Source organism: Pseudoalteromonas sp. KJ63-1, from assembly GCF_055808145.1.
The window spans coordinates 1,927,120-1,944,687 of the sequence record NZ_CM147855.1 but is presented as its reverse complement, the minus strand read 5'-3'; the positions used below and the strand labels follow the sequence as shown (position 1 = coordinate 1,944,687).

Sequence of the window (17,568 nt, the reverse complement as noted above, 5' to 3'; positions counted from 1 at the left end):
CATCCATCCAGTCAATTAACTGTTAATTTATACAGTGTTTTGGTTTATTGCAAATTAAATTTCTATATTTTAAGCAAGGCTGGGGTCAATTAGTGTTTTTTTTCTTCATCAATAGGGAGGGTTTCATCGTTAAGATCAATATTATCAACTGGTTGTATATTGTCTTCAGTTTTCAACTTTAAAATTAACGTAGGAAGGACTTCTTGGTAGAAATTTTTATTGTATAAAATACCTTGAGCTGGCAACTCTGCTATAAAATATTGAGTGCTGTCGGCAAATGCTTGGCTATTGTTACTTTTATAGGTCTTTATAAGTTCTTCATTAAGTATATTAATAAGTTGGTCACATAACGATTCCAACTTAACTAAATTTTCATCGGTGTGAGGCTGTACCACAAAAAAGTTACTAACAACGGCTTGAATTCGAGGAAGGTGCTTAGCACTGATTACTTTTGCATCAAGTAGCTCGTTTAGTTTTATTTTTAAACGTGATTGAGTACTTGCTACGCGCTCGTTAAACAGCTTTTTCTTTGCTTCAATGGTTTTTTTTCGATTACTCTCAATTAGCATGTAACTGCCAAGTAGGGTAATTAATAATAATAAAGCAAGAAATACTACATAATTCATTACTACTTTTTCCTGATAATATTTAAAATTTCTAGTCCATTATTTTGCGCTAAAGTTGCATGTTTGGCAATAAAATTAGGGGCTAATGATTTTTTCAGATTAAAATTCGTTCAAACTAGTATAGACGACTACCCCAATTAAGCTTTTTACGTAGCACATTATAATAAGAGTAATTTTTGGGGTGAATTAAGCGTAACTTTTTATCTGCTTTGCGTATAACGACTTCATCACCAGGTAATACAGCGAGTACAACATGACTGTCACAGCTTACCTGTAAACTATCCGTATTCTCTAAACTAAGCTTTAAACGCACTTCATTATCAGCATCAACCACTAAAGGGCGGCTTGATAAAGTATGTGGAAACATCGGAACCAGTGACATTGCATTGAGCTCCGGTGTTAAAATAGGCCCACCGCCCGATAAAGAATAGGCCGTTGACCCTGTTGGTGTTGATACAATTAATCCATCGGAGCGTTGTGAAAATACAAAATCATCGTTAATAAAGGCTTCAAACTCAATCATGTGTGCTACTTTATCAGCATGGAGCACTGCTTCGTTTACGGCAGAATTAGCGCTTTTAAGTTCGTTATGTCGATACACTTCAACTTCTAATAGAAAACGTTTTTCTTCAATGTAATCGCCGCTGAGTACCTGCTCTAAACTGCCCTCAAACCCTTCCGGATTTAAATCGGTTAAAAAGCCTAAATTACCTCTATTTACACCAATTACGGCTATATCAAAGCGGGCGAGAACCCGTGCAGCACCAAGCATGTTGCCATCGCCCCCGACCACAATCGCTAAGTCGGCACGCTCGCCTAAATCAACGAGCTTTACGAGTTTGTCGCTCGGTACATCACTAAGTTGACTCCCTGTACGTTTTTCAACAATCACCTCAAAGCCTAAAGCTAATAAAAACGTATGTAATCGTTGTAAAGTAGCGGCTGCATTAGGGTGATTTGGCTTACCAATCAAGCCGATAGTATTAAAGGGAGAGTCCATAATAAATACACTGAAAGTTCTAATATTTGTAGAGTAACCTAAAACAGAAGTGTTTGAAAACATGGATTTTAGTAATACCCAGCGGATTTAATTAATTCACTGTAAAATTTAGATTTATTGTATTTTTTATACTTGAAATAATAATGCTTAGCCCCGATATAATAACTATGCATAAAGATGTAGATAACATGAAACTAAACCCACGAGATCAGCAAATATTTGCCGCTGTTATGAGTATGTACTGTAATGGCGATGGCTTACCTGTGCCGTCAACAAAAATTGCAAAGCAAAAAGGTATGGCGGTTTGCTCTGCTACTGTTCGTAACGCGATGGCGCGCCTTGAAAAAATAGGCTTGTTGTATTCACCACATACATCGGCTGGCCGAGTGCCAACCAATGATGGGTTTGACTATTGGTTTGATGAGTTTTTTACGCTCAATGATATTGCTAATTATTGGCAACCTGAGCAGGGACAATTGGTTGAGCTAGCGCATGGCTTGAGTCAACGTTACCAAGTGTGTTGTTGTGTGGGGCTACCGCAGGTTAGAACACAGCAGGTATTTAGGGTAGAAGTGCTCGACTTTGATGCAAACAACTGGCTTATTTTACTCTTAGATAGAGCAGGGCAGAGCCACAATATTTGTATTAATAAGCCCCATGATCCAAGCGATAGTCAACGTTATGAATTTGCGACTTGGCTCAACACGGTTTTTAGTCAACAATCTTTAATCGAAGGCCTTTATCGGATGCAGGCAATGGCCAATACGGCACCACGTAATTGTCATGATTCTTTAACTCAATGGACGCGTGAACTGAGCCAAAAATTAGGCTCAGATAACAGCATTGTTGTTGGGGAAAATTACCTTTATAAGAAAATAGACTGTGAGCAAAGTCTCAATATTGGTGTGTCATTCTTAAATTTTGTTGAAGATAAACTCGTTTTCAAAAATGGGGTCTCCATTCTTAGTGCCGAAAACTTACCTTTTAGCTCCTGTGATGATCTTATAGTGATCAGTGTGCCGTATTTTCAAAATCAAGAATATCAAAGTCGTTTTTGTGTTATTTGTCCAAAATCAGCGCAATTAGAGAAAATAATCCAAGAATTTAAATTATTAGAGCCATTGAGCTCTTGAATCTTTTTATTCAATCCCCATAATTACCGCAGTTGTAAAGAATTGGAGCGTATATTTTATGTCTGAGCAGACACAAAACCCAGAGCAAGAAGTAGAACTGAACGAAGAAGTGACGCAAATGGAAGCCGATGTTGAGGCGGCAGTTGAAGCAGCTGAGCAACATGCCGAGCAAGAGCAAAGCCCTGAGGCAGAAATTGCTATGTTATATGCCGAGCTTGAAACTGCAAAGCAAACTATTGCAAATCAAAAAGATAGCGTAGTTCGCGCTGCTGCAGATGTGGACAATATGCGTCGTCGCGCTGCACAAGATGTAGAAAAAGCACACAAATTTGCACTAGAAAAGTTTGCTAATGAATTACTCCCTGTTATAGATAACTTAGAACGTGCTATTGAGTTTTCTGATAAAGAAAATGAAACGCTTAAGCCTTTACTTGAAGGCATTGATATGACAGTGAAAAGCTTTAACGACGCGGTAGCTAAATTTGGTGTTGAAATTGTAAACCCTCAAGGTGAGCAGTTTAACCCAGAGTTTCATCAAGCAATGTCAATCCAACCAAGCAACGATGTAACTCCTAATACTGTTCTTGCGGTAATGCAAAAAGGCTATACGTTAAACGGTCGTTTATTACGCCCTGCAATGGTAATGGTATCTAAAGCCGCTGACGCTTAACTAAGACTATGATTTAAAAAATGCCTCAATATGAGGCATTTTTTTTGTCTTTAAAATAATGTAGTAACTGCACCAGTATTGTAAGTACCACCGCGCTAAACATTAAACTTGAAAATGGAATCGCACTTTTTGCGTGTATTACCGCTAATATTGGGCCTACTAATGCGCCACTACCAAAACGTAACGTGCCGATAACCGCCGTTGCAGTTCCTGTATTTTGCTCAAACTTCATCAAAATTAATGAATCTGCGTTACTCGCTATTATGCCTAAGCTCATCATCAACGGAGCAATAGCCGCAACAATAAAGTAAAGCGATGAATGTAATACACTAAAGCTGAGTAATGCTGTGCCAGAGATAAAGCCACATATTAAGCCGTAATAAAGCATTTTTCGTGAGCCAATACGTGGTACTACGCGAGTGTTTAAAAAGTTACCAAACATCAGCGCCATTACATTAAAAGCGAATAGCAGACCAAACAATTGCTCTGATACTTTAAATAAGTCGAGGTAAATATAAGGAACCGAGGTTAAAAAGCAAAAAAAGCCAAACGACACAAACATCGAGCTTAAAATATCAGCGCGAGCATGCGGGTTGCTCAATACAACTTTGTAACTTGAAAAGAAAAGCGATAACCCTTTACGATCATTTTTAAATATCGGAATATCAATTAAATAACGTTGCACAAAAAGTAAAATTACAAAGCTATAAGCCGCTAAAACAATAAAAATAGTCGACCACAGTGAAAAGCCTAAAATAATTGAGCCGATAGAGGGGGCAAGCAAAGGCGCTATCATCATAATCATAGACACATACGACATACCCTTAGCGGTATTTTTTTGATATATGTGCCTAATAATCCCCGGAACCACAACTGTGGCAGCTGCTCCAGTAAATGCCTGTACCGCTCTTAACACCCAAAAAGTATGCACTTCAGTGGTAAATGCTAATGCGAGTGAACTTAAGCCGAATAAACTGAGTCCTATTCGTGCAAGTTTACGCCTGCCAATTTGATCGGCTATGGGGCCAAAAAATAACATTCCCAATGCATAACCTGCTAAATAGATACTCAACGATATTTGAACATTTGGCATACTAGTATTGAGATCGTTAGCAATTACCAGCATAGCCGGTAAGTACATATCGATGGCTAAAGGCGTGATTGCCACAATACTGGCTAATAAAGGCAATAAAATACGGGTATTAAAAGAAGAAGCCGAAGCGCTCATTTAAAAACTCAAAACAACGAATATAGGTTGGGCAGTATAGCAGGGCAATGGCGTTGGATAAACTTAGTTTGCCTGCTAACTTAATTGTTTAATCGCAAAAAGCAAAGATTTTAAACTAACACCGCGTTTGCTATTCTATACTTAATAAAACAATGATCTAGGGTAACATAATGAAGAAATTGGTTTTGGCAGTACTTGCCAGTGCTGTATTAGTAGGTTGTAAAACATCACCAACTGGACGCACACAGATTGCGCTTTATTCAGATCAACAAATGAGTCAAATGGGCACTGCCAGTTTTGCCCAAATGAAAAAAAATCAGCCGGTAAATAAAGACCCAAAAGTAAACAGTTACGTCAATTGTATTGCTGACAAAGTAGTAGCCGTGCTTCCTACAGATTATGCATCTCAAAACTGGGAAGTGGTAGTATTTGAAGATGAATCAGCCAATGCATTTGCACTGCCCGGCGGTTATATTGGCGTGCACACTGGGCTATTAAAAATTGCTACAAACCAAGATCAGCTTGCAACTGTTTTAGGTCATGAAGTTGGTCATGTGATTGCAGAGCACTCAAATGAACGTGTTTCACAAAGCTCTATTTTACAAACCGGAATGAAAGTGGGCAGTGCGGCGCTTGAAATGGGCAACGTGCAATACCGCAATGAAATTATGCAAGGGCTTGGTCTTGGCGCTCAATATGGTGTGGTTTTACCGTTTAGTCGTTCACATGAGACAGAAGCTGACGTTATTGGTTTAGATTTAATGGCGCAAGCAGGTTTCAACCCTAAAGAGTCTGTTACGCTTTGGCAAAATATGAGTCAAGCGGGCAGTGGGGCAACGCCAGAGTTTTTATCAACTCACCCAGCACCAACAAGCCGTATTGCAAATTTACAATCGCAAATGAGTAAAGCGCTTAGTGAGCAAAAAATAGCTAAAGCACAAGGTAAAAATCCGCAGTGTAAGTTGTAATCAACCATAAAAAAACCTGTCTAATGACAGGTTTTATTTTTTAATAGTTAAGTATTTAATTATTAAAAAGTCCACTCTATGTGTACTTGTGGAACTGACTCTGTAACATCTGTACCAAGTTTGTTATGCCAGTACTGCCACTCCATACCTAACAGTAAGGTGTTTTCTTTCATTTCTAGCGCATGGCCCATATCCCAAACAATAATAGGTTGAGCTAAAAACCAAGCGCGTACGTCATTACCAAACTCATCTTCACGCTCAGCAATATATTCCGCATGGCCTTTTACACTAAATTTTTGTGAGCCAATCATAAATGGATATTCAAAAGCAACGTCAAACATCCAGCTGTTAGTTTCAATAGGTGCACCGCCTTTTGCAACACCTTCACTATCATCTATGTAGGCAGTCACAAGGGTTGAGAAGAAATTAAAACCAGGCACATCCCAATTTAATTTTACACCCGGCAAATATTTAACAACTTTAGCATCGCCTGCAGCATTTATACCCATGGTTAAGCCAACATCTAAAAGTGCCCCTGAAGCCACTTTTTCGTCCATAACGGCAGATAAGCTTAAGTTTGAATAACCTTCAAAGTAAAAGTCTTGATCTTGATAGTTATCGTCATTGCTATCAGTACTATAATCAATAAAGAAAAAGTTATCGCCATAGTCATGGCCTGAAGCATGTTGCAATGAATAAACCGTTGTGCTTGATTTTTGTTCAGTGAACGGGTTTTTATGATTACCGTTGTTAATATGAAGCGCAGTGCTGCTCCAATTAGCTGCGGTAGCTGTTGAACTTAAGGCACACGCACTTAGTGCAACGAGAGGAAGTAAGTTTTTAATTTTCATAACCATATTTTATGTGACACGCTGAATGTTACAGTATAGCAAACACGGTTAATTTGTTAATTATTTATTGTCATAAACAGTGTACTAGCATGTGGCTAATACACTGTTTAAAGAAAATTTAAGCTTTATTACGACGTAAACAAATAACCGCAATAGCAGTAAAGGCTAAAATAAAGCAGTAGTAAGATGATGTTGATACTTCCCATGGACTTATTTTAAATGTAGCACCAAGCAATAGTGCTTGTGCGCCATAGGGTAATGAACCTTGGGTTACACAGGCAAAAATATCTAATAAACTGGCAGAACGTTTACCACTAATTTCGCCATCGTCAGCCAGCTTCTTAGCAATCGGACCTGTTACAATAATAGATACTGTGTTGTTAGCAATGCACATGTTGCTGGTTAGCACTAATGCAGCTATACCTAACTGATCCGCTACCTTGCGATGCCATTTTGCAATGACCTTAGTAATAGCTTGAATTTTTTGCGCGATGTAGTCGAGGCCGCCGTTAATACGAATAAACTCAGAGAGCCCACCAATAAACATAGACAGTAAAAATATTTCCTGCATATCGCTAAAACCTTGGTAAATATCTTTTACAAAACTGGCGCCTTCATAGCTGCCGGTAAAGCCCATCAATGCGGCAAACACAATACCGCTTAATAGTACTACAAACACATTAAAGCCCATTACTGCCAGTACTAAAATAAAGGCGTAAGGAAGCACTAATAAAATATCATAGTCTTTTGTTTCAACAACTTGCGCAGCTGGCGTTAAAAATAACAACAGTGCAATAGTAAGGATAGCGGCTGGAATCGCAATTTTAAGATTTTCTTTAAACTTATCTTTCATTTCACAACCTTGCGTTCGGGTAGCAGCAATCGTAGTGTCAGAAATTATTGATAGGTTATCACCAAACATGGCGCCAGATACAATGGTACCTGCCATTAATGCGGGATCAATCCCTGTTTTCATTGATACTGCATAAGCAATTGGGCCAATAGCTCCTATAGTTCCCATTGACGTGCCCATTGCAGTAGAGATAACCGCTGCAATTAAAAATAAGCCGGGCAGTAATAATGAAGGGGGAATAAGAGAGAGACCAGCATTAACAACCGCGTCAACACCACCAGTCGCTCCTGCAACCGCAGAAAAAGCACCTGCTAATAAATAGATAAGACACATAGTAATAATGTTGTTATTACCCACACCTTTAATAAAGGTTTCTACACTTTGATTAATACTGGCTTTATTTAAAATAAAGGCTAAAACAATCGCAGGTAAAATAGCGACCGGTGCTGGGAGTTGATAAAATGCATAATCAACCCCTTGAGATTGCAAATATAAGCCAGAGCCTAAAAAAATAGCAACAAAGGTGAGTAGGGGTAGCAAAGAAAATCTTGCTTTATTTTTATCAAATGATGGCTGCATCATAATCCTCATTAATTATTCATAGCAATCGAAACCGATTGATATACTTAACAGCCAAAGCATCCCTCTTTTAGCTGAATTTAGTTGTTTGTTTTACTATCTAACCAGATAAGTAACTCAACAGCGCCCGCAAGCCAAAGACCAAATCGGCGCAAAAAAGAAGTTTAAATGTATAGATGGCTAAATGCAAAGACTATCTGTTATTATTATGAGGGTCTGTTGATCTTTCAAGGTTAAATTTGCAGCAGTCTGTTTGGTATTTAGGCAAGGCAGAGCCTATGTGGTGTGGTTGTTCCCCATAAATAGGCGATAACGCAGCATCAATGCCAAACAGGCGCTGCCCGAAGGGTTCTGCCTAGGGGCGATTTACTCTTTGTTGCTCGGTTTTTACTTAGCCCACTAGGTTACAAACCTCGCGCCACGATTAAACCGCTCCTAGTTTGAACAAATTTTAATCCGCAAAGGTCAACAGACCCTAAAATAATCGAAGCTTTTTTATAAGCTTTCCTGACTATTACATGAGTTTTAGATAAAATCTAGCTAACTAAAAAATACATAGGTTGTAAAAAGATGAATCGAGTAGGTGTGTTTGGTGCGAATGGCCGTATGGGGCTGGCACTTATAGAAGCAGCAACAATCAATAAAAATTCACAATTAGCGGCGGCCTATGTACGCAGTCAGTCTGAGTTAGTAGGTCTATCGGTTAATCAACTTAATAGTCTAGCTGCAAAAGACATTCACTTTAGCAGTGAGCAACAGGTTGAAAATGTCGATGTGTTAATAGACTTTACTCTTCCACAAGGCATGAAAAATCACTTAAAAACAGCCGTTGCGCAAAAAACACCTATGGTAATTGGCACCACTGGCTTAACTAACGATGATATGGCTCTATTAACCGATGCCGCTAAACATATCCCGATCGTATTTGCGCGTAACTATAGCGTGGGTGTAAATTTGCTGCTTAACTTAGTACAAACAGCAGCGACAAAATTAGGCGATGATTTAGATATTGAAATTTTTGAAGCGCATCATCGCCATAAAATCGATGCGCCATCGGGTACAGCATTAGCTATTGGCGAGTCGATTGCACAGGCAAAAGGGTGGGATCATGATGAGGTTGCTGTTTATGATCGTAACAACATAGAGCAGGCCAAATCACAAAATGAAATTGGCTATTCGGTGCTAAGAGGCGGCGATATAGTAGGTGAACATACGGCCTACTTCGCTACAATGGGTGAAAGACTTGAATTAACCCATAAAGCCAGTTCGCGAATGACCTTCGCACTAGGTGCTATAAGAGCTGCGCAGTGGTTGAAAAATAAACCAGCAGGACTTTATGATATGCAAGATGTGCTAGATTTAAAGTAGTTAAGTTCCTTTTTTAACGCTTTGAGATGTTTTTTTGGTATAACCACTTATTTATTGCAATTTACTAATTAGCGTTAGACCTAAAAGCCAACTTCATGTAAAATACAGCCAATTTGCCAAAAATTACTAAATGCGTGTTTCCAATTATACTCATATGGTTAGCAAAACCGGGGTTTGTGTGGGAATGAAAAGAGTTTTAGGCAAGAAAAATGAATGAAGGTTTAGTGGTTTACATCGGCATCATTTAAGACTGCGTAAAACAATTTAAGCTCACAGAAATCAGGTTTTGACCAATTATTTGGGTATTGGCGGGGTGTTAAGCAATTTGCTTACTCCCGTTTTTTACTGTTAGGAGGTTTAACTTGACTAAATCCGCTCTGTTAGTCCTAGAAGACGGCACAGTGTTTCGCGGTACTGCAATCGGCGCTGACGGCATGTCAGTCGGTGAAGTAGTATTCAATACGTCTATGACTGGTTATCAAGAAATTTTGACTGATCCATCGTACGCGGAACAAATCGTAACTTTGACGTACCCACATATCGGTAATACGGGTACCAACAGCGAAGACGAAGAAGCGAGTCATATATGGGCGAAAGGCCTAGTGATCCGTGATTTGCCACTGCTAGCAAGTAATTTTCGTAACGAGCAATCGTTAGATGATTACTTAAAAGAACGTAATATTTTAGGTATTGCGGACATCGACACCAGAAAACTAACCCGTATTTTGCGTGATAAAGGCGCACAAAATGGCTGTATTGTTGCTGGTGACGAACTAGACGAGAAAAAAGCGCTCGAAGCCGCGCAAGCCTTCCCAGGCTTAAAAGGCATGGATTTAGCAAAAGTTGTCTCAACCAAGGAAAATTTTGAGTGGCGCGAATCAAGCTGGACATTAGGCGAGGGGTTTAAAACCTTACACGCTGATGATGAAAAGTTTCATGTTGTAGCCTATGACTTTGGTGTTAAACGTAATATCTTACGTATGCTTGTTGATCGTGGCTGTAAACTGACTGTTGTTCCAGCACAAACCTCTGCCGCTGACGTACTTGCTTTAAACCCAGATGGTATTTTCTTATCAAACGGCCCTGGCGATCCTGAGCCATGTACTTACGCCATTGATGCAATTAAAACCTTTTTAGAAACCGACACGCCAATTTTTGGTATTTGTTTAGGGCATCAACTACTAGCGCTTGCCTCAGGCGCTAAAACAGTAAAAATGAAGTTTGGCCACCATGGTGGTAACCACCCAGTTAAAGATCTTGACCGTGATGTTGTAATGATCACTGCACAAAACCACGGTTTTGCTGCAGATGAAGCCACATTACCAGATAACTTACGTGCAACGCATAAATCGTTATTTGACGGCACATTGCAAGGTATTCATCGTACAGATAAACCAGCGTTTAGCTTCCAGGGTCACCCTGAAGCAAGCCCAGGCCCGCACGATGCAGCCCCATTATTTGACCACTTCATCGATTTGATGCAAGCGCGTAACCACTAATTTAACCGGAGTAATAATGCCAAAACGTACCGACATAAAAAGCATTCTTATCTTAGGCGCAGGCCCAATTGTAATTGGTCAAGCTTGTGAATTTGACTACTCTGGTGCTCAAGCGTGTAAAGCACTTAGAGAAGAAGGCTATAGAGTTATACTCGTTAACTCAAACCCAGCCACTATAATGACTGACCCAGAAATGGCCGATGCAACATACATCGAACCAATTCACTGGGAAGTGGTAGAAAAAATTATTGAAAAAGAAAAGCCAGATGCTGTACTGCCAACTATGGGCGGCCAAACAGCATTAAACTGTGCGCTTGATTTAGACAAGCACGGTGTATTGGCTAAGCATGGCGTTGAGCTTATTGGCGCAACGGCGGATGCAATCGATAAAGCAGAGAACCGTGAACGTTTTGATGTTGCTATGCGTAACATCGGCCTTGAATGTCCACGTGCTGAAATTGCCCATACAATGGATGAAGCTCGCGATACCATGACCCGTATCGGCTTACCGTGTATTATTCGCCCTTCTTTCACAATGGGCGGCACCGGTGGCGGTGTGGCTTACAACATGGAAGAGTTTGAAGAAATCTGTGAACGCGGTTTAGACCTTTCACCAACCAGCGAGTTACTAATTGATGAGTCGTTAATTGGTTGGAAAGAATACGAAATGGAAGTTGTTCGTGACAAAAAAGACAACTGTATTATCGTCTGTTCTATTGAAAATTTTGACCCAATGGGTGTGCACACTGGTGACTCAATTACGGTTGCGCCAGCACAAACATTAACCGACAAAGAATACCAAATCATGCGTAACGCCTCTATGGCGGTTTTACGTGAAATTGGTGTTGAAACCGGTGGTTCAAACGTACAATTTGGTGTAAACCCTGTTGATGGCCGCATGGTTATCATTGAAATGAACCCACGTGTATCACGTTCATCTGCATTGGCGTCTAAAGCAACGGGTTTCCCAATTGCTAAAATTGCAGCAAAATTGGCTGTAGGTTACACACTTGATGAGCTTCAAAACGATATTACTGGCGGTAAAACACCAGCATCGTTTGAACCTTCAATCGATTACGTGGTAACAAAAATTCCTCGCTTTAACTTTGAAAAATTTGCCGGTGCAAACGACCGTTTAACAACGCAAATGAAATCAGTAGGCGAAGTAATGGCGATTGGCCGTAACCAACAAGAGTCATTACAAAAAGCATTACGTGGTTTAGAAGTAGGCGCAACGGGCTTTAACCCAATTGTGGCGCTTGACGACCCGAAAGCAAAAGAAAAAATCATACGTGAATTACGTGAGCCAGGTGCAGAGCGTATTTGGTACATTGCCGATGCAATGCGCCATGGTATGAGTGTTGAAGATGTGTTTGAACTGACTAAGATTGACCCTTGGTACTTAGTACAAATTGAAGATATCTTAAAAGATGAAGCTAAAATTTCAGAAGTCGGTATGGCCGGCTTAAATGCAGACTTCTTGCGTAAACTTAAACGCAAAGGCTTTGCAGATCCGCGTATTGCAGAAATTGCTGGTGTGTCAGAAGCTGAAATTCGTAAAAAGCGTCATCAACTCAATATTGTACCTGTGTACAAACGCGTTGATACATGCGCCGCAGAATTTAGCTCAGATACTGCTTACATGTACTCATCTTACGATGAAGAATGTGAAGCTAACGCATCTGACCGTGATAAAATCATGGTAATTGGTGGCGGTCCTAACCGTATCGGCCAAGGTATTGAATTTGATTACTGTTGTGTACACGCAGCCCTTGCGCTTCGCGAAGACGGCTACGAGACCATCATGGTTAACTGTAACCCTGAAACGGTTTCTACCGATTACGACACATCTGATCGTTTATACTTCGAACCAATTACCCTTGAAGACGTACTAGAAATTGTACGTGTTGAAAAGCCAAAAGGCGTTATCGTGCAGTACGGTGGTCAAACACCACTTAAACTAGCGCGTGAGCTTGAAGCTAACGGCGTGCCTGTAATTGGTACTTCACCAGATGCCATTGACCGTGCAGAAGACCGTGAGCGTTTCCAACAACTTGTTGAGCGTTTAGACCTACTGCAACCAGAAAATGCGACGGTTACCTCTACTGAAGAAGCACTACTTAAATCAGTTGAGATTGGTTTCCCACTGGTTGTTCGCCCATCTTATGTACTTGGTGGTCGTGCGATGGAAATTGTATACGATGAGCAAGACTTACGTCGTTACATGACCGAAGCCGTATCTGCATCAAATGAAGCGCCAGTATTACTAGACCGTTTCTTAGATAACGCAATAGAAGTTGACGTTGACGCAATTTGCGACGGCGAGCAAGTCATCATCGGCGGCATCATGGAGCATATTGAACAAGCGGGCGTTCACTCTGGTGACTCAGCGTGTTCATTACCAGCTCACTCGCTAACGCAAGAAGTACAAGATGTAATGCGTAAGCAAGTAACTGATATGGCACTTGAGCTTGGCGTAGTTGGTTTGATGAATACACAGTTTGCGGTTAAAGATGGCAAAGTGTATCTAATTGAGGTAAACCCACGTGCAGCACGTACAGTTCCATTTGTATCTAAAGCAACGGGTGTAGCACTTGCAAAAGTAGCGGCACGTTGTATGGCGGGTCAATCTTTAGCAAGCCAAGGCATTACTAAAGAAGTGATTCCACCTTACTACAGCGTAAAAGAAGTGGTATTGCCATTTGCTAAGTTCCAAGGTGTGGATCCTATCCGTGGCCCAGAAATGCGCTCAACGGGTGAAGTAATGGGTGTTGGTGATACTTTCGCCGAAGCGTTCGCAAAAGCACAATTAGGTGCAAGCAACACTTTACCACGTGGTGGTCGCGCGTTACTATCTGTACGTAATAGCGATAAGCCACGTATTGTAGAACTAGCTAAAACCATGACAGACCTTGGTTTTGAGCTAGATGCAACAGGTGGAACAGCTGCTGCACTTGAAGATGCTGGAATTACGGTTCGCCGTGTAAATAAAGTATACGAAGGTCGTCCGCACATTCTTGATAGAATCAAAAATGGCGAGTATAGCTATATCGTTAATACCACCGAAGGTCGCCAAGCGATTGAAGATTCGAAGGTGTTACGTCGTGGTGCATTGCAGCACAAAACCAATTATACTACGACATTGAATGCGGCATTTGCTAACTGTACTGCTAACCAAGCAGATGACCGCAGTAAAGTGACGTCTGTTCAAGAACTACACCTGCGATTGAACTAAGGAAATGTGCCAAGGCCGTAACCACGGCCTTGGGATTAAGTGAGAAAAGTATGCAATCAATTCCAATGACAGTTCGTGGCGCAAAATTATTGCGTGATGAACTTAACGAATTAAAAACTGTTACCCGTCCAAAAATTGTATCTGATATTGCTGATGCACGTGAACACGGTGACTTAAAAGAAAATGCTGAGTATCACGCTGCGCGTGAGCAACAGGGTTTTTGTGAAGGCCGTATTCAAGAAATTGAAGCAAAACTTTCAAACATGCAGATGATTGACGTAACAAAGATGCCTAATACAGGTAAAGTGATTTTTGGTACTACAGTAACCATCGTTAATGTTGAAACCGACGCTGAAGTTAAATATCAGATTGTTGGCGATGATGAAGCAGATATTAAAAGTAATTTAATCTCTGTTAATTCACCAATTGCTCGCGGCTTAATTGGTAAACAAGCGGATGACGCTGTGATTATCAAAACGCCGAAAGGTGATGTAGAGTACGAAATCATTGAGGTTGAGTATATTTAATTAGTTAACTCACTTTAACGTTTTATAAAAACCAGTGCTTAGCAATAAGCACTGGTTTTTTTATATTTGGTTTAGATACCGGTCAATTATTATTCATTGTTTGTAAATGTAGGCTATGTTGTTATGGTAGTAACCTATTCTTCAATAAGGAAATAATATGGCAAATATACTGTATCCAGCACCTTTAAAAGTGGGATCTAAAATCGCCGTGTGTTCTTTATCTGCGGGGATCAAAGCAAAATACCATCCACGGTTAGACATCGTCATTAATGGCTTAAAACATCGAGGCTATCAGATTGTTGAGGGGGAGTTTTTACGTCAAAACGAGCCGCGAACTCAACTTACTGCTAAGCAGCATGCCAAGCAATTAATGGACTTTTTATTAGATGATGAAATAGATGCGATCATGCCACCAATGGGCGGAGAACTGGCAATGGAAATATTGCCTTTGCTTGATTTTAGCGCAATTAAAAATGCTAAACCTAAATGGTTAGTGGGCTATTCAGATGTCAGTACGATTGCTTGTGCACTGACAGCAAAATGTAACTGGGCAACACTGCATAGCGCTAATTTAATTCAATTACACCCTGATGAAAAAGACCCGTATTGTTTACAAATTTTTGAAAGCCTAAGCTATGAGGCTAATAGTGAGTTTGAGCAAGCCCCCTCGACTTACCATCAACATAGCAAGCCTGATTACGCACAAAATCCGAATGCATTATTTGATCACAGTGCGGCCACCCAATGGCAGTGTTTAAATTACACTGATAAGCGCAGTATCGAAATGTCGGGGCGGTTGTTTGGTGGGTGTCTTGATACGGTTGGGCTGTTACTAGATTCACCATTTTTAGCTCTGCATGAGTTTAAAAAGCACAATGCTTCGCAAGGCATTGTACTTTATTTAGAAAGTGCCGAGCTCACGCTAGCGACCGTTGCACGATTTTTATTGTCACTTAAATTAGCGGGCATGTTTGATGATATAAACGGGGTGATTATTGGTCGTCATGTGACCTTACAAGGGCAAGACCCAGGATTTGATTATCGCCAAGGTTTAAATGCCGCTTTTGGTGGGTGTTTATTTCCGGTGATTATTGATGCCGATATTGGCCACATCCCTCCTAATTTAAACTTAATTAATGGAGCATTATGCACTATTACCGCAGATGTTGAGCAAGGCAAAGTGACCAATGCGTCTGTGGTCACAAAACTAGCATAGCAAGATAAGCTGCTCACTTACCAATATGAGTGAGCAGCGATGCCTTATAAAACCTGAATAATTTGTTCTTTGCTTAAACGTGATTTTGGCAACTTAGCATTGTAGTCTTCTTCAGCGTCATGGTAACCCAGCGCAAGTGCAACATCACACACATAGCCGTCTAATTCGTTTGCGAACTCTTCGCCAATCAGTTGTGCATCAACGCCTTCCATAGGAGTGGTATCAATGCCTAAGCGTGCTGCTGCATGCATAGTATTGCCTAAAGCAATGTAGGTTTGTGCTTTGGTCCAGGCGGCATTATTACCTTGCTCATCGGTATTTAAATCCACAAACGCAAAGGCGCCAAAAGCTTGCTCGCGGTTTTCTTTTTGAGTTCGGCCATTTTTTATATCAGCATCAATTACTTGGCCATAATTTTCACGGGTGTATTGTGGATTATGAGCAAATAAAATGATGTGTGACGCCGCTTTAATGTGTGGTTGATTAAATTGAAATTTATTAGCAAAGGTACTGTGCATACGCTCTTTTGCGGCTTCAGATTCAATCACAATAAATTTCCAAGGCTGTGAATTAATTGACGAAGGAGAAAGACGCATCGCGTCATATAAAACCGCTAAATCGTCTTGAGAAATACGCTTGGAAGCATCGTAACGTTTAGCGGTATGGCGGCTTTCAAGATCGCGAATAATAGGGTGAGTCATCGTCTCTCCATAATAAAAAAGGGTTGATAAACAGTATTTACTGAGTGTATAAGCAGCATAATACAAGTTGCTTTATTTAAAATAAACAGCATAATTATTGAATCATTATCAAATAAAAATAGATAATATGCAGATTGATGACTTAAAACTTATTTTAAAAGTAGCTGAGTGTCGAAGCATTACGCTAGCAGCAGCCAAGTTAGATATGCGCACAGCAACGGCCAGTGCTGCTATTAAGCGTGTAGAGTCAGCACTTTGCTGTGAATTATTTATTAGAACAACTCGGCATTTGCGTTTATCCAGTGCAGGGGAGCGATACATCCCCCAATGCGAACAAGCGCTGGCTGTGCTTGAAACGGCAAGGCAAAACCTTAAAGGGGAACATGATGCTATTGAAGGTGAATTACGAGTAGCTACTTCATCTGATCTAGGGCGCAACTTAGTGATCCCATGGATTGATGACATTATGGATAAGTACCCAAGTGTGAGCTTGCGTACGCACATTAGCGACAGTAATATCGATTTTTTTCGTGATTCGGTTGATATAGCACTGCGTTATGGCTCCCCCAGTGATAGTAGTGTATATGGGTTTAAAATTTGCAACGTACCGCGACTACTTTGCGCTACACCAACTTATTTAGCTAAATATGGTGAACCTCAGCACCCGGATGATTTAGCGCAGCATCATGGGTTATTTTATCAGCTGCAAGATATTATCAATAATGTGTGGGAATTTACCGACGGGCAGAAAAAATACAAAGTAAAAATGCAGGGCAGACGAGCTTCAAACGATGGCGATTTAGTCAGGCGTTGGTGTGTTGCAGGTAAAGGTTTAGCGGTTAAATCAGCGTTAGATATTGCAGATGACTTATTAAATAAACGCGTTGTTACTGTGATGAATAATTACCAGCATACCTGTGGTGAGCTGTGGCTTATTTGCCCAAGCAGGCAATCGATTACGCCCGCTGTACGACTATTACGCGATGTATGCAGAGAAAAAACCGCTCACATATTGAATCAGCTAGTAAAACAGGGGATTGTTGATACACGTATATTAATTAACGAGTAACAAATACACGTTTAGTAACGTTAATTTCATTGATTATTAAAAAAC

At 40.4% G+C, this 17,568-nt stretch carries 15 protein-coding genes; 9 read left to right on the top strand and 6 right to left on the bottom strand.

The window, feature by feature from the left end; all coding sequences use genetic code 11:
• Window positions 1-89 precede the first annotated feature (89 nt).
• The gene (locus tag AC0L7Q_RS09200) at window positions 90-626 is read right to left on the bottom strand and encodes a hypothetical protein (RefSeq protein WP_409423332.1); all 537 of its coding nucleotides are present in this window, start codon (window positions 624-626) and stop codon (window positions 90-92) included.
• A gap of 115 nt (window positions 627-741) precedes the next feature.
• The gene (gene nadK / locus AC0L7Q_RS09195) at window positions 742-1,626 is read right to left on the bottom strand and encodes an NAD(+) kinase (protein ID WP_008464501.1); all 885 of its coding nucleotides are present in this window, start codon (window positions 1,624-1,626) and stop codon (window positions 742-744) included.
• Window positions 1,627-1,793: 167 nt separating this feature from the next.
• On the opposite strand from nadK, the gene AC0L7Q_RS09190 reads away from it, so the two are divergent.
• Window positions 1,794-2,759 carry an HrcA family transcriptional regulator gene (locus AC0L7Q_RS09190; protein WP_413402363.1) on the top strand — a complete coding sequence of 322 codons (966 nt, stop codon included), beginning with the start codon at window positions 1,794-1,796 and terminating at the stop codon, window positions 2,757-2,759.
• Window positions 2,760-2,817: 58 nt separating this feature from the next.
• Window positions 2,818-3,429 carry a nucleotide exchange factor GrpE gene (gene grpE / locus AC0L7Q_RS09185; protein ID WP_413402361.1) on the top strand — a complete coding sequence of 204 codons (612 nt, stop codon included), beginning with the start codon at window positions 2,818-2,820 and terminating at the stop codon, window positions 3,427-3,429.
• Window positions 3,430-3,454: 25 nt separating this feature from the next.
• Here grpE and AC0L7Q_RS09180 read toward each other — a convergent pair whose 3' ends face one another.
• Window positions 3,455-4,657: a Bcr/CflA family efflux MFS transporter gene (locus tag AC0L7Q_RS09180; RefSeq protein WP_413402359.1), complete on the bottom strand. Its 1,203-nt coding sequence runs from the start codon at window positions 4,655-4,657 to the stop codon at window positions 3,455-3,457.
• A 170-nt stretch (window positions 4,658-4,827) separates the two neighbouring features.
• On the opposite strand from AC0L7Q_RS09180, the gene AC0L7Q_RS09175 reads away from it, so the two are divergent.
• Entirely contained in the window at window positions 4,828-5,625 is a 798-nt protein-coding gene (locus AC0L7Q_RS09175) for a M48 family metallopeptidase (RefSeq protein ID WP_413402357.1), read from the top strand.
• A 62-nt stretch (window positions 5,626-5,687) separates the two neighbouring features.
• On the opposite strand, the gene AC0L7Q_RS09170 is transcribed toward AC0L7Q_RS09175, so the two are convergent.
• Window positions 5,688-6,476: a nucleoside-binding protein gene (locus AC0L7Q_RS09170; RefSeq protein ID WP_413402355.1), complete on the bottom strand. Its 789-nt coding sequence runs from the start codon at window positions 6,474-6,476 to the stop codon at window positions 5,688-5,690.
• Between the two features lie 118 nt (window positions 6,477-6,594).
• Window positions 6,595-7,908 (bottom strand): Na+/H+ antiporter NhaC family protein, encoded by a 1,314-nt coding sequence (locus AC0L7Q_RS09165; RefSeq protein WP_010388632.1) that lies wholly within the window; start codon window positions 7,906-7,908, stop codon window positions 6,595-6,597.
• Between the two features lie 570 nt (window positions 7,909-8,478).
• Between AC0L7Q_RS09165 and dapB the strand changes: the two genes are divergently transcribed.
• The 5 genes from dapB to AC0L7Q_RS09140 all read left to right on the top strand — a co-directional run bounded on the left by dapB (window position 8,479) and on the right by AC0L7Q_RS09140 (window position 15,753).
• Window positions 8,479-9,276, top strand: coding sequence for a 4-hydroxy-tetrahydrodipicolinate reductase (gene dapB / locus AC0L7Q_RS09160; protein WP_413402353.1), 798 nt, complete (start codon window positions 8,479-8,481; stop codon window positions 9,274-9,276).
• A gap of 362 nt (window positions 9,277-9,638) precedes the next feature.
• Window positions 9,639-10,775 (top strand): glutamine-hydrolyzing carbamoyl-phosphate synthase small subunit, encoded by a 1,137-nt coding sequence (gene carA / locus AC0L7Q_RS09155; RefSeq protein ID WP_008113125.1) that lies wholly within the window; start codon window positions 9,639-9,641, stop codon window positions 10,773-10,775.
• Between the two features lie 16 nt (window positions 10,776-10,791).
• Complete coding sequence (gene carB / locus AC0L7Q_RS09150) at window positions 10,792-14,010, top strand: carbamoyl-phosphate synthase large subunit (protein ID WP_413402351.1); 3,219 nt, start codon at window positions 10,792-10,794, stop codon at window positions 14,008-14,010.
• 50 nt (window positions 14,011-14,060) lie between these two features.
• Window positions 14,061-14,537, top strand: coding sequence for a transcription elongation factor GreA (gene greA / locus AC0L7Q_RS09145; protein WP_010388635.1), 477 nt, complete (start codon window positions 14,061-14,063; stop codon window positions 14,535-14,537).
• A 157-nt stretch (window positions 14,538-14,694) separates the two neighbouring features.
• A complete protein-coding gene (locus tag AC0L7Q_RS09140) occupies window positions 14,695-15,753 on the top strand; it encodes a S66 family peptidase (protein ID WP_413402348.1) in 1,059 nt (352 codons plus the stop codon).
• A 44-nt stretch (window positions 15,754-15,797) separates the two neighbouring features.
• Here AC0L7Q_RS09140 and AC0L7Q_RS09135 read toward each other — a convergent pair whose 3' ends face one another.
• Window positions 15,798-16,454, bottom strand: a complete 657-nt coding sequence (locus tag AC0L7Q_RS09135; protein WP_409423324.1) for a nitroreductase family protein — start codon at window positions 16,452-16,454, stop codon at window positions 15,798-15,800.
• 127 nt (window positions 16,455-16,581) lie between these two features.
• Between AC0L7Q_RS09135 and AC0L7Q_RS09130 the strand changes: the two genes are divergently transcribed.
• Entirely contained in the window at window positions 16,582-17,523 is a 942-nt protein-coding gene (locus AC0L7Q_RS09130) for a LysR family transcriptional regulator (RefSeq protein ID WP_409425572.1), read from the top strand.
• Window positions 17,524-17,568: the final 45 nt, after the last annotated feature.